Annotated in this window: 8 protein-coding genes; 6 read left to right on the forward strand and 2 right to left on the reverse strand. The window is 58.4% G+C overall.

Annotated elements, in window-relative coordinates:
• Positions 1–11: 11 nt before the first annotated feature.
• The 6 genes from AB1L30_RS23805 to AB1L30_RS23830 all read left to right on the forward strand — a co-directional run bounded on the left by AB1L30_RS23805 (position 12) and on the right by AB1L30_RS23830 (position 11,348).
• Complete coding sequence (locus AB1L30_RS23805) at positions 12–2,486, forward strand: hypothetical protein (RefSeq protein ID WP_367016680.1); 2,475 nt, start codon at positions 12–14, stop codon at positions 2,484–2,486.
• Positions 2,483–4,156 (forward strand): hypothetical protein, encoded by a 1,674-nt coding sequence (locus AB1L30_RS23810; RefSeq protein ID WP_367016682.1) that lies wholly within the window; start codon positions 2,483–2,485, stop codon positions 4,154–4,156. Before AB1L30_RS23805 ends, AB1L30_RS23810 begins: the two co-directional genes overlap by 4 nt.
• Entirely contained in the window at positions 4,153–7,848 is a 3,696-nt protein-coding gene (locus tag AB1L30_RS23815; protein WP_367016684.1) for a hypothetical protein, read from the forward strand. Before AB1L30_RS23810 ends, AB1L30_RS23815 begins: the two co-directional genes overlap by 4 nt.
• Before the next feature lie 57 nt (positions 7,849–7,905).
• Positions 7,906–8,937, forward strand: coding sequence for a MoxR family ATPase (locus AB1L30_RS23820; RefSeq protein ID WP_367016686.1), 1,032 nt, complete (start codon positions 7,906–7,908; stop codon positions 8,935–8,937).
• 29 nt (positions 8,938–8,966) lie between these two features.
• On the forward strand, positions 8,967–9,875 hold the full coding sequence (locus tag AB1L30_RS23825; RefSeq protein ID WP_367016688.1) for a DUF58 domain-containing protein: 909 nt from the start codon (positions 8,967–8,969) through the stop codon (positions 9,873–9,875).
• Between the two features lie 297 nt (positions 9,876–10,172).
• Entirely contained in the window at positions 10,173–11,348 is a 1,176-nt protein-coding gene (locus AB1L30_RS23830; protein ID WP_367016690.1) for a helix-turn-helix transcriptional regulator, read from the forward strand.
• Positions 11,349–11,434: 86 nt separating this feature from the next.
• Here AB1L30_RS23830 and AB1L30_RS23835 read toward each other — a convergent pair whose 3' ends face one another.
• Positions 11,435–12,157, reverse strand: coding sequence for a DUF1080 domain-containing protein (locus tag AB1L30_RS23835; protein ID WP_367016692.1), 723 nt, complete (start codon positions 12,155–12,157; stop codon positions 11,435–11,437).
• A gap of 58 nt (positions 12,158–12,215) precedes the next feature.
• Positions 12,216–13,571, reverse strand: coding sequence for a Gfo/Idh/MocA family oxidoreductase (locus AB1L30_RS23840; protein ID WP_367016694.1), 1,356 nt, complete (start codon positions 13,569–13,571; stop codon positions 12,216–12,218).
• Positions 13,572–13,788: the final 217 nt, after the last annotated feature.

Below are 13,788 nucleotides of genomic sequence, written 5' to 3' on the forward strand. Positions count from 1 at the left end.
ATAGGACTATCATGATTTCGCAACTTTTAGGTTGGCTTCTCGGGATCAGCGACGTCGAATCGGTCGACGGCGTCAGCTTCTCGTTAGCTGCCCCTTGGGCGGCTGATCCCACCTGGCTGATCGTCGGCTGTGCGGCCGCGGTCGGCTTTGCGATCTGGTACTACACCCGCATTCAATCAGGTCTTAGCACCCTACCCGCCGCCGCATTGGCCGCCACGCGAGCCATCATCCTGACGATGCTCATCGTTACGCTGGCCGATCCAACGGTTCGCCTCACAGCCAATCGGTTGCTGCAACCGGTCCTGTACATGGTGATCGACGGCACCGAAAGCATGAGCATTCGCGATAACTTCACGCCTGACCAATTGGCCGAACTCAGCGAAGCGGTCGGCAATGACGGCACCGGCAGCGAAGCCGCTCCCCCTGCCCTGACTCGGCAGCAATGGGTGAAGGCGTATCTCGAACGCGAGCAAGATAACCTGGTCGAAAAGCTGCAAGCGAAGCACGACGTCCAGCTGGAGTATTTCGTCTTCGACGGCGAATCAACCAGCATTGCTCGTCGGCTTGGGGGTGGCACCGAAAAAGAAACGGTCACGCCGGAAGTGATCGCCTCGGAACTGACCACCAACGGTAAGGTCACGGCCTTGGGCGAGCTGGTTACCGATCTCGGAAATCAATCGTCGCGACGACTGGGCGGCGTGGTGATGTTCAGCGACTTCGCCCACAACTCGGGCATGGCACCACTCGGTTCCAGTGGCCCGAACGAACCAACCCCCTTGCAGCGACTCGGCGTTCCTCTTTACAGCATCGGAATCGGTGCGGTCTCGACGCGTGACCTGCAAGTCGAGATCCAGCCTCCTTTGAAAATGAAGAAGGCGGAACGCTCTACCATCACCGTCCGCGTCAGCCAATCGGGCGTGCAAGGCGAGTCGGCCCAGGTCACCGTCACCGCGCACCCGATGCAAGGCGACGCGGTCGTCGAAGGTTCGCAGCTTCAAGACATCGTCGTTGGCACGCAAACGGTCACGTTTGACTCGTCGATTCAGTATCTCGAGTTCCCCTTCATCCCACAGCAGTCAGGGAGATTCCTGATATCGGCTTCGGTGGAAGTGCTGCCAGGAGAAGTCAGCGAAGAGAACAACCAGTCTTCCCGGGCTGTGAATATCGTCGACGACTACATTCGTTTGACTTTCATCGAAAACGAACCGACCTGGGAATGGCGATTCGTCAAAGAAGTGTTTCACCGCGACCGGTTAGTGGGGATGGAAGGCTTCCGCACGTTTCTGCGATCGGCCGACCCCAAAGTCCGCCAGGCGAACGAGATGTTTCTGCCGACGCTCACACCTCCACGGAGCGAGTTCTTCGCCAACGATGTGATCTTCCTGGGAGACATTCCGTCGGAAGCCCTCAACGAACGCTTCTCGCGAATGCTCAAACAATTCGTCGGCCAATTCGGCGGCGGTCTGGTCGTAGTATCCGGTCCGAACAACGGTCCTTCCGAGCTGATCGATACCGAGATCGCCGACATGTTGCCGGTCAAACTCGATCGTTCGCAGTCGATTCGCTCGGCCCAGCCGTTCGAGATGCAGATCACGCCCCTCGGCAAGCAAGCCGACCTTATGCAACTTGGCGATGGCCTCGGTGGCGATCCCCTTCAGCCATGGCAAAGCCTTGGCAAGCTGCCGTGGTACCAACCGGTGCTCGGGGTGCATTCGCAAGCCAATGTCCTCGCTCAGCATCCGACCGATCTGTGTGCCGACGGCAAAACGCCTCAGCCACTGATTGCCACACGCCGCTACGGCAATGGCGAAGTGATTTACATCGGGTTCAACGAAATGTGGCGACTGCGACGCATCCATGGCGAACGCTACTATCGCCAGTTCTGGTCGCAGATCATTTCTCGTCTCGCCTTGAGCCATGCCCTGGGAAGCCAGAAGCGTTTTGTCTTGGCGATGGACCAGCCAGAATACCAGGTCGACGATCGGGCACTGCTCTCGGTCGAAGCCTATGACGAAAACTTCGATCCGCTCACGCTCGACGATTTGCCGGCCGATGGTCTTCAGGCTCAAGTCTTCCTTGGTGATACGCCAGGGTCGCAGCCGCAGATGGTGAAGCTGAGCGAAACCCGCCCCGGTCGCTTTGAAGTCCGAGTCCCCGTCTTCGAGGCGGGGCGCTACACGGCTCGCGTGAACGATCCAATCACAGGCTCGCCGAGTGAAGTTCGCTTTGACGTGGTGGGGGCCTCGGCCGAGCAGCGGAACCCGGCTCGGAATCTGGCCCTGCAATCGACGATGGCCACTTCGACCGGCGGCAAGTCGTACGAACTGCCCACCGCCGACCAACTGGTCGACGATTTGAAACTGGAACCGGTCGTCGAAGAGATTTCACGCAGCTTCCCGATTTGGGGAACTCCCCTTTGGTTCATCCTGGTCGTGACCCTATTGATGGCGGAATGGATCGCCCGAAAGCGAGCGAACCTGGCATGAGCACTTCCAAGCTTAGTAGTCTGAAATCGCAGCTCACGCAGTTGCGAAATGCCCGTGATGGCGTTCGCCTGGCAACGGCGCTGACCAGTTCGTTTTTCTGGTTGGCAGGCACGCTGGTGGTTTGGTTCGTGCTGGACTACAGCCTGAATCTCAGCCCGCTTCATCGCGGACTGGTCATGGCCGCCAGCATGCCTGTTTTGGTGTATGGCATCTCGCAAGCGTTCTCGGCCATGAAAGGCTGGGGCGCGTCGCTGATCGATACGGCCATCTCGGTCGAGCATCGCCATGGAATCGATGGCGATCTGGTCGCGGCCATTCAGTTCGAGCAAGGTCAGGCCGTCGGTTCTGCCGAACTTCGCTCCGCTGTCGTCGACTACGTGGCCGAGCTGAAAAATGAGATCAACATCTTCGAAGGGTTCGATTCCAAACCTACCCGGAATCGTTTCCTGGGGGTCGGCCTGATTGTCGTGCTGGCGATTGGGTTCTGTTTTCTCGCCCCACGGCATGTTTCGGCGTTCTTCCAGCGGCTGGCGTTTTATCACGTCAACTATCCAACCAAGACGCAGATCACCAGCATTCAGATCAACGGCCAGCCGGTCGACCTCAGCAATCCTTCGCAGCCGGTGACCGTTGGTTACGGAAGTGCTCTGGAGCTTCAAATTGCCTGCGATGGCGTCGTCCCGAAGAACTGCCGTGTCGCTTTGCGTGACGAAAAAGGGGAACAGACCGAAGCGCAGCTTCCGCAAGATGCCGACGCCGATAGTCAGTTTACCTATGCCCTCGATCGCCTGATTCAGCCGATTCAGTACCAGGTCTTCGCCGGTGACACGCAAACGCCAGAGCTTTCGATCGAGATCATTCCCCTGCCTGCCTTGAAGGTCGAACTGGCCGCGACGCCGCCTGACTACGCGAAAGGCATTCAGCTATCGGCCGGCAATTCGTCGACGCACATGGCAGTGCTTGCTGGCAGCAATGTTTCGCTGAAGGCGATTGCCGATCGCGAGCTTAATCCACCCTCGCTCATTTTGCGGCATGGGGCGGAAGAGGCGACCTATTCGCTGTCGGCCGATACGAAACAGAACAATACCTGGCAGCTCGATACCAGCAGCGGTCCGTTGAACAACGTGCAAGAGACAATTGCCTACGAACTGACCGCGATCGACCAGCATGGTCTTCAGTCAGCCTCGCCCATCCGCGGGACGATTCGCGTCGTTCCTGATCGGGTCCCGAATGCTTCACTGCAAACGATTCACCACATCGTTTTGCCGACCGCTTCGCCCGTGCTGCGGTACCGCGCCACGGATGACTTCGGTCTGGCCGACCTCGTGCTGCGGCTCGACATTCGTCGCCCTGGTTCGGCAAGTCGCGTCGTCGAAGTCCCGATGAAGAGCTTTGCCGACGCCGAGCCAGCCCAGACTTCGGTCGAAGGTGAATACGCTCTCGCCTTTTCCCAGGCGGCCCTGGAAGTGGGCGATCTGGTTCAAGTCACCTTACAGGTCACCGACTTCCGAGGTGGTGCTGGCGAAATGATTGGCATGAGCGATCCGGTCCATTTAGAGATCGGCGACGAAAGTACGGTCCTCGCGGCGATTGCCGAAGCGGACAAACAGTCGGAACAAATGCTAAGCGAGTTGATCCAACAACAATTGGGATTGGGAGAAAGCCGATGATGCGCTCGATTTTCCTGAGTCTGATCTTTCTCGCCCCTGCCGTTACCATGCCGGCCTTCACGCCGCTGGTCAGCGATGCTCAAGAGATCGATTCGGCGGCTCTTCGCCGGAAGCAATATACGCAGCAGCAAGCCCAGGCCCTCACCCGCCGGCTGGTCTCGCAGGTGCTCGACCTTCAGGCCGCCCAGCTTCGTCAGAATGGCCTGGTGGAAGTTCCGATCTACAACGACATCTTGCAGATGCGAGAGAACCTCGACGAGTTGATCGGCAACGAGATGCAAGGGGTCGTGCAGAAGCTGGTCGAAGCCCAGGAAGTCGACGGCCAACAACGAATCAACGCCATTACCCAAGCCCAGGACGAAGTCCGCAAGGTCTTGCTGACCTTGATGGCTGAACGTCAGCGACTGTATCGCCGCATGCGGCTGGCCCGTCTCCACGCTCAGGTTCGTGAACTGATTACCGTTCAGGAAAAGGTCTCGACGCAGACCCGCGAGTTACCGCAACTGCCGATGCAATCGCGTGATGAAGCTGCCCTGGCAAATCTTTCCCGTCAGACCGATGCCGTGATGATGTTCCATCACTTGGAAGAAGCCCTGCTCGACATGCGAAGCTGGGGTGGATCGCTGGCAACCTCGGCGATCACCGGTCAGCAGGTTCTGAAAGACAATCATGCGTCCGAAGAAGTGCAGCAAGCGTTGGCCAGTATCCGCGAAGGCCGATTCTCTGGGGCTAGTGTCCATCAAGACGCCTTCGTCGCGGCACTCTACAAGATTCTTGAAGACCTGCAGAAAGCTCAAGGTCTCGCCGACAACAGCCTCGAATCGGCGATGAACGAAATCGAGAAGCTCAAGGATCAACAGCAAGAGCTCAAAGAAGAAACCAGCAAATCGGAACTGACGCCTGAGAAAGCGGACCAACTTTCGCAGCAGCAGGAATCGATTCAAAAGAAGCTGGAAGAGCTGGCCAAGTCGATGACACGGCAACCAGAGAACGCGGAAGCCCTGGAAGAAGCGAGCCAGGCCGCTGCCGACGCGGTCGCCGAACTGTTTGAAGCCGACCAGGAAGAGGCGATCGAGAAACAGGAAGATGTTCTCGCGAAACTCGACACGCTGAAAGAACAACTGCTGGAACAAGCCGTTCCACCGAATGTTGCCAGTGCCGACCAACGCGAACAGCAAATCGCCGCTCTGGAGAACGCGCAGCAAGATCTGCAACAAGCATTGGAAACGCAGACCAAGGCGGAAGAGCAATTCGAGAAGGCACCGCAGAACGCCGAAGCGGTCGCTCAGATGGAACGGGAAGCAGGCCAGCAGCTCGACTCCGCCGCCCAGGCCGAGAATCTTCCCGAGGCGGTCAAGCCAATGATCGCCGAAGCCAAGGCCCAAGCGAACGAAGCCGCCGCCGCTGCCGAGCAAGCCAACTCCGACAATCAAGCGTCGACCGAAGCAGCACTCGAGCAAGCAACCGATGCCACGCGGCAAGCACTTGAGAACGTTTCTTCTGAATTGGCCGACGCTAAACGTCAGCAACTGGCAACTAAGATCGGCGAGTTGGCCCGAGCTGCCGAAGCGCTCGACCGCGCCGCCGCCGCCCAACAAGAGATCTCACGCGACGCCGCCAAGATCGCCAACGATCCGCAGCAAAGCCAGAATCAGGACATGGAAGTATTGGCCCAAACGCAAAGCGACATCGCTGCCGTGGCAAACCGTGTGGCGGAAGGGACGAAGAACACCGCTCCCCAGGCCGCCGAAGCCATTGCTGAGGCCCAGCAGCAAGTAGCCGAGGCCAGCAAGGCTGCCCAGCAGATGGCCAAGCCGCAGCAGTCGGCCGAAGCGACCGGCAAGCAGGCCCAGCAGCTTCAAGCCGATTCGCGTGAAGCCCAGCAGCAGTTGAACCAGGCCGCCAATGCGCTGCGTCAGGCAGCGAAAGAAGCAGCTCAGCAGCTGGCACAAACGGCCGGTGATCAGCTCGACCAGATCGATTCGGTCGATGAAGCACTCGGCTCGATGCCATCGCAACAAGACATGGCGGCGGCCCAAGCTCAGATGGAATCGCTGGCGAACGAAGCAGGGATGATCTCGCCCGAGGCGGCCGCTCGCCTGCGTCAACAACCAGAAGATAACGCCGCCAACAATCCCATGGGGGGCGCGGACGACGCCAACAATCCAGCCGACGCAGCCAACGGCGAAATGGCCAACGACAACGCTGGCAACCCTTCGTCGGCCGAAGCAGGCATGCCGGAAGGTTCCGAAGCCGGTCCGGCAGAAGGCTCTGACCCGCAAAGTGGGCAGTCAGAGGGAAACGCCGCGGAGGGTGATTCGGCAGAAGGTAGCGACGCGGAAGGCTCCTCTTCCGGAGAATCGGCCGAAGGGGCTGCCCCGATGGAAGAAGGGAGCGGAGCGATGGAAGCTCAGCCGATGAACGCTTCCAATACGTCGAACACCCCGGAAGGGATGTCGGCCGAGCAGATGCAGAATCAGGTACAACAAGCCCGAGCCGAGCTGGCAGGTCGCCGGCAGCCGATCGCCGCCGACAAGAAGGCAGCGGAAGCGATCGCGGACTTACTCGAAAACGTCTCTGGATCGAGCGAAAAGATCCAAGAGCTCTCGCAGCAATTGATGGAGAGCAACGGCGGCGAAGGCAACGACTCACCGATGGGTGAAGGAGACGAAGCTGTCGAGGGCTCGCCCGAAGGGGATGAGGGAGCCCAGCCTATGGAATCGGGTGAAGGAAACGAAGGCCCGATGGAAGGCAGCGAAGGCGAAGGAGCCGACGGGGAACCCGCCGCCGAGAATCCAATCGCGTCGCAGCTTGCTCAATCGATGATGCAGTTCGCCCAGTCGCAGCGTAAGGCTACCCAGTTGGCGGCGAACGCGGCCCAGCAGGGTCAGATCGCCAATCAGCCCGTTCGCGAGGCACTTCAAACGGCATCGCGACTACCAACGCCGATGCTGCAGCCAGGACCGGCTCCCGATACGTCCGCCGGTGAAACGATGCCTGGCGAGGCATCTGCGGAAGCTGGCGAAGCGTCTGGCGAACCAGCCGAAGGCAGCCCATCGGAAGGTTCTCCTAGCGAAGGATCGCCGATGGGTGGCAACCAGGGCGAACCCGCCAATGGTTCACCGCAAATGGCTTCGCAGCAGTCGCCTGGCAACCAGCCAGCCGCATCGCAGCCAAGCGCCGACATGGGCAACTCGATGGTTTCTCCCACCCCTCAGGTAACCGCCCAGGCCCTCGCCGGATCGGATGCTTTGGAATCGCTGTGGGACCAAATGCCAGAACTTTTCGCCGATGGTCGCTCCGAATCGAACGAAGTCGCGACGATCGATCCGATGGGGATGGCAGCACCAGCCTCGGCAATGCTGGACGAACCGCAATCTTCGCAGTCGCAAAATCCGACCGATGCCATGGCTCAGAATGCCATGCAGGGGCAACCGACCAACAGCCAACAATCGAACTCGCCACCGACCAGTTCGACCGAAGCGATGGCAGGCAGCGAAAGCCAACCGGAAGAAGCTCCAGGGGCTGGCGGTAGCAGCGACTCGAACCCCGCTTCGCGAGCCTTTGAAAAAGAACCTTGGTTCACGAAGCTTCCGCCAGGCGTGCAGCAATCGATTCGGGCCAGCGTCCGGCGATCGCCACCGCCAGGCTATGAAGAACGGCTTCGCCGCTACTTCGAGAACATCGACTAAACGAACTTCAACACAACGAACATACCGATAGACCTTCGATTTTGAGGCACCTGAGAAATGGCATCTGATCCGATTTCCCCAAGTGACGTCGCCGCCGTGCAGGAATGCGAAAATGCCTATGGCAAACTGCGCGACGAGTTGGCCAAAGTCATCGTCGGCCAGTCCGAAGTGATCGAGCAAACCCTGGTCGCGATGTTCGCTCGCGGACATGCACTATTGGAAGGTGTGCCAGGTTTGGCGAAGACGCTGCTGGTCAGTTCGTTGGCAGAATCGCTGCACTTGAGCTTCAAGCGAATTCAGTTCACGCCGGACTTGATGCCAAGTGATATCACCGGCACTGAGATCATTCAGGAAGATCTCGAAACGAAGAAGCGTCGTTACGAATTCCTGGAAGGTCCGATCTTCGCGAACCTGATCCTGGCAGACGAAATCAATCGTACGCCTCCTAAGACTCAGGCCGCCATGCTCGAAGCCATGCAGGAACGCCAGGTGAGTGCCGGCGGGACGGTGCGGAAGCTGCCTAGTCCCTTCTTTGTGCTCGCAACGCAAAACCCGCTAGAGCAAGAGGGTACCTACCCAATGCCGGAAGCACAGCTTGACCGCTTCCTGCTGCATATCCGCGTCGACTATCCGACCGGTGCCGAAGAATGGGAGATCGCTCGCCGCGTGACCTCTGGCGCGGAAGAGAAGATCGCGGCCTGCATGACCGGCGAACAGATCGTGCAGTTCCAAGACCTGGTGAAACGTGTTCCGGTTAGCGATCAAGTGCTGGGCTACGCCTGGGCTTTGATTCGTGCGACCCGTCCTGGCACCGCCGAAGCACCTTCGTTCGTCAATCAATGGGTGGCCTGGGGTGCTGGTCCGCGTGGCCTGCTGACGCTGGTTACTTGTGCCAAAGCACGTGCCATTCTGTATGGTCGTTACCATGCGAGCATCGGTGACGTGCAAGCGATGGTGAAGCCCGCTCTGCGTCATCGTCTGGCGGCGAACTATTCGGCTCAAGCCAACGGCTATACCAGCGACAAGTTGATCGACATGTTGCTGGAAGAAATCTCGTCGGAAAAGACCTACGCTTGTCCGGCTGCCTAAGCCTTGGCGATTGAACAGAAGGTGTGCAAGTGAATAGCGGCGTCCTTTCGCGATATCTCGATTACGAATTCCTGCGACAGATCTCGGGGAGACCACTCGAACCTCGAGGCCTGGTGAGTGGCAATTTGGCTGGCTCGCACAAGTCGCCGGCGTCGGGCTTTGCGGTCGAATTCTCCGGCCATCGCGAATATGTCCCTGGCGACGATCCCAAGCACATCGACTGGCGTGTCTTCTTCACGCGCGACAAGTACTTCATCAAGCAGTATGAAATGGAGACGAACTTCGTCTGCCATTTAATGCTCGATGTCAGCAAGTCGATGCGCTACGGCGACGAAGCGAGCCAGAAGATGTTGTTCGGTTCGCGGCTGGCAGTCAGCCTGGCCCACAGCATCGTGCGTCAGGGGGACAAGGTTTCGTTCACCACGTTCGATACCAAGATCCGTGGCCACATTCCAGCCAGTAACGCACTTCCGCAGATCATTCGCATGTCGCAGCATCTCGACGAGATGGATGCCGACGACACCACCGATCTGAACGCTTGCCTTTCAGAATTCAGCCAGCGTATGGCTCGCCGCGAGATCGTGATGATCTTCAGCGACTTCTTCGGAGACCTCCAGTCACTCGAGAACGCGATTCAGCGGATTCGCTTCAACAAGCACGACGTGGTACTCGTGCAGCTCATCCACGACCACGAACTGCACTTCAACCTGGACGGCATGACGCGGTTCGTCGGTCTGGAGGTCGATGCCGAGCGCATCACCCAACCGGCCGACATCCGAGCCGCCTATCTGAAGGCGGTGGGCCGCTTCAACGAGCAGCTCGCTTCGCTGGCCAATCGCAACAATTGCGACCATGTGCTGGCCTGCACCAAAGAGAACCCCGGCTCGATCTTCTGGGAATATCTCAATCAGCGAAGCCTCCAGAATCGCCGCATCTGACCACAATTGCAAGAACCTGCCGTTTTTCTCTTTACCTCGGACAGGTGATTTCCCGGCCAATTAAGCCTTACGACGCATTCTGTCCGTATCGCGGGGTCAGATTTACCCGTTTTTTGCCTAAGGGTGCCGAAAGTCACGTTGACATCAAAGGTAAGATAGTCATCATTAAGAGCAGTGCGATATTCGCCATCGCAGGGAAGCTCGAAGGGACTGCCCTCAAAAGCACGAGTCCTGGGGAAGATTCCACCCTGTTAGGTTCAAGATTAGGTAGAGCAAAAAAACGCTCGGAGAATCACGATGAAATTCTCGTTTCGCCTTGCAGAATTGCTGAATCACTCGCCAGATCCTAAAAAGCGTCCTGGCACCATTAAAGCAATTTGCGACTTCACCGGTTTGGATCGCCACCAGGTCTCTTCTCTGCTGAAAAACGAAGCGAAGTACATTCCGCTATCAGCCTTGGCTCAGGTCTGCGACTTTCTGATCAAACATGGCTACGCCGAAGCCAACCAATTGCCTGGTGCACTGTTCGCCGTCGAACCAGAGAACTTCTGGGAACTGCTCGCACGTCGCAAGCGTGTTGAAATGTGCCTCGGAATTCGAGCTGACGAAAACTGGGCGGAAGGTGCCTGGGTGGTTGCTTCCGATACGATCTTGCAAGGACAACTGCTGACCGGTATCTCGACGCTGGGCGGCACCGCCAAGTATCGTCAAACCGACTTGCCACGCGACATGATGTCTCTGGGTGGCGACGGTTACATCTCACGCGACACACCAATCCCGCAGCCGGAAGACCTTTTCCAGACGCTGGTCTGGGCACCCGGTCAGGCAGAAGAAGAAGAAGTTCAGCGCCGCGCTCACGAAGTCTACACCCACTTCCAGGCCGTCGATGGCGACAAGGCTTTCATCAGCCTGGGTAGTATTCGCAGCAATCCGGTCATCGAACTGAGCCTCGCTTCGGCTTTCAATACCGAGCCGTTCATCAGCCAGGACGAAGTCGAAGATCCGAGCCAGCGTGCGATTCCGATTTACCTGCGACATCGTGAAAAGAACGTTTCGTTCCCAGGTTCCTGCTGCGGTGGCGATCAGTTGTCGAAGAGCTATTCGCCGGATACGCCGGGCTTCTATTACGAAAAAGAAGATGGTAGCTGGGGCTGTGCCAAGTGGGACGAAACCACTTACGAACCAGCTTACTTGATCTATGTCTACCACGAATCGCAGGGCCGCCTCGAGATGATGCTCGGCGGTTACTCTGGTCGTGGTACTCGCTTGTTGGCCAAGACATTGTCGAGCCGTCCAGAAGAATTCTGGCCACCGGTTTACACTGGCAACGGAACGCAGATTGGCGCGTATGTCATTCAGTACGAACTGAAGAAGCAGAAGAAAGCCCGCAGCGTGCTGGTCGCCGATTACTCGGCCACCACCAAGATCATTCCGATCGACCCGAAAGCGATCCAACGCCGCATGACGGTCTAGTCGGCTGCGGCCATCGATTCCAAAGAAAAGGCGTCCGTTCGTTATCGAGCGGACGCCTTTTTCATTTCGAAGTGTCAGCGAATCGCTTACGGCAGTTCGCGAATCTTGAGGCCTCGGAACTCAATCGGCGAGCCTTCCGATTCCAGGCACAAGTAACCGGTCGCTGGCGAGCAGCCGGTACCACCGGAGACCTCTTCACCATTCACCCACAAGCGAACTTCGCCATTGATCGCGCGAACGTAGTAGTGGTTCCATTCGCCGGTTCCCTTGCTCAGCTCTTTGCTGGGGAAGCTACGCTGCTTGTTCGGAGCGGTTGGGGGGAAAGGCGTCATCTTGGCGGCTCCGACAGGGAAGACGTCGCCGTGACAGGTAAACCAATCCGCCTTGCGTTTGCCACCGTCTTCGTAAGCGGCTTTGTAACCGAGGTCGAGCACTTGCACCTCGATCCCTTGCGGCAGGCCTGGCTCTGTCAGCTTTTCGAGCGACGAAGGGATCGTCCAGACAAAGATGCCGCTGTTGCCGGCGTTCTTCAAATGACGCCACTGGCAGACGAGCTCGAAATTGGTGTACTGCTTCACGCTACGGGTCACGCTGACCGGGTTGCCGGTGCATTCGATCAAGCCGTCATCGTGGAAGGTCCACGTGTCGTCGTTGCTGTTCACTTTGGTGAAGTCATCTTGGCCGAGTTGAACCCAGCCAGGGCCTTCGCCATTGATCAGAGCCTTCGACACTGGCTCTTCCGCCAGAGAAAACGATGCCAGGGCCATCACCGCCAAAGCGGATGTTAGACCAATCCAAGTTGCTTTCATCAATTGAGATCCTCACAGGAAGTTATCGTAGTTCGAATTGAGTGTTCTTCGTCGAAGGCTAAACGGTCCAGCCTTCGCGATAGGTCTTTGTCAGCAAGGCGTTCGCCTCGGGCACGTTGGTGATCTTTCCGCTGGCTGCATCGTATGTCAGCTTCTTGCCGACGCGATGAGCAACATTGCCCAGCAGATTGTGCTCGATGAGTGCGCCGGAGTACTCGAAGTTGCAGAGCGACTTACCGCCGCTCTTGACTGCCTGGATCCACTCGGCGTAATGCCCAGGGCTGGGGGCGATGCGATCTTTCGGCTGCGGATAGTCTTGGAACTTGTCACCAGGTGAAAGAATTAGTTTGCCGTAATCCGCGACCAGGGTGCCCTGTTCCCCCACGAACGCCACGCCGATTCCCCACTTGGAGAGATCGGTGTCGTTGCCAACCAGCGGCTGAAGCCGTTCGCTTCGTCGACGCATCCCTTCCGGGCCGTGATACCAAATCACCTTCGTATCGGTCCGCCAGGCGGCATTGCCATCGCGCGGTGCATGTTCCCACGTCGCGACTTGCCAGGCCGGGCAAGCGATCTCGTCCGCTTCCGGACCTTCGGACTCAATCGTCAACGGATGCTCCAGATTCAACGCCCAGTACGGCAAATCGATCAGGTGGCTCCCCATGTCTCCCAGAACGCCGTTGCCGAATTCCCAGCGACGGTTCCAGTTCAAGTTGCCTCCCTGCCAATAGCCTCCGCTGTAAGGACGCATCTCGGCAGGCCCAATCCAGACATCCCAGTTGAAGCCTTCCGGAATCGGTTGCTCTGGCAGGACGGCTGGCTCGACCGGGTTGATCGTGCGGCTACACCAGACGTGGGCTTCCTTGACGGGGCCAATCGCTCCGGCGGAAATTAGTTCGACGACGCGGCGATAGTTTTCGGTCGCGTGAATCTGCGTTCCCATTTGCGTCGCCAGCTTACCGGAGTTCTCGGCGGCGACTTGCTGCATCAAGCGAGCTTCGTGAACGGTGTGCGCTAGTGGCTTTTCGCAGTAGACGTGCTTGCCGGCTCGCATCGCGGCCAACGATGCCAGGGCGTGATGATGGTCGGCCGTGCTGATCACGACGGCATCGATACTTTTGTCGTCGATCAGCTCGCGCCAGTCGCTGCAGGTCGTCGCGTTTGGAAATCGCGACTTTGCCTGCGCGAGGACGTGCGGGTTCGTATCGCACAGAGCGTAGATGTTTTCGCCAGCGACGCCGCCGGTGTTGGCGGCACCGCGATTGCCGGCCCCAATGATGCCGATGTTCAACTTCTCGGTCGCCGGCGTTTCCGCTCCAGAAGCGAACAGAACGGGCCCTAAGGCCGTGGCGGCAGTCGATAGAGCAGATGTCGTCTGCAGAAATCGTCGCCGAGATACGTGGCTCTGGGACATCCTAGAGACTCCTGGTGGTGGGAGGTGCGCGGTTCCGATCGAACGTCGGAAAGGAAGGAGTTGCTTGAGCGGCGGGACTTACTCGGGATATCGCCCGTCTTGGGCATCATACCGAGTACCTCCCGATTCTAATAGCAAATGGGCGCCGAATCCCAGCAAGATTTTCGGCTTGGCGCCCATTTTGGTTTCATTTAGCGCCGGCTACACCACCAGAAAG

Origin of the sequence: Bremerella sp. JC817 (genome assembly GCF_040718835.1) — a bacterium.
Classification (GTDB): Bacteria; Planctomycetota; Planctomycetia; order Pirellulales; family Pirellulaceae; genus Bremerella.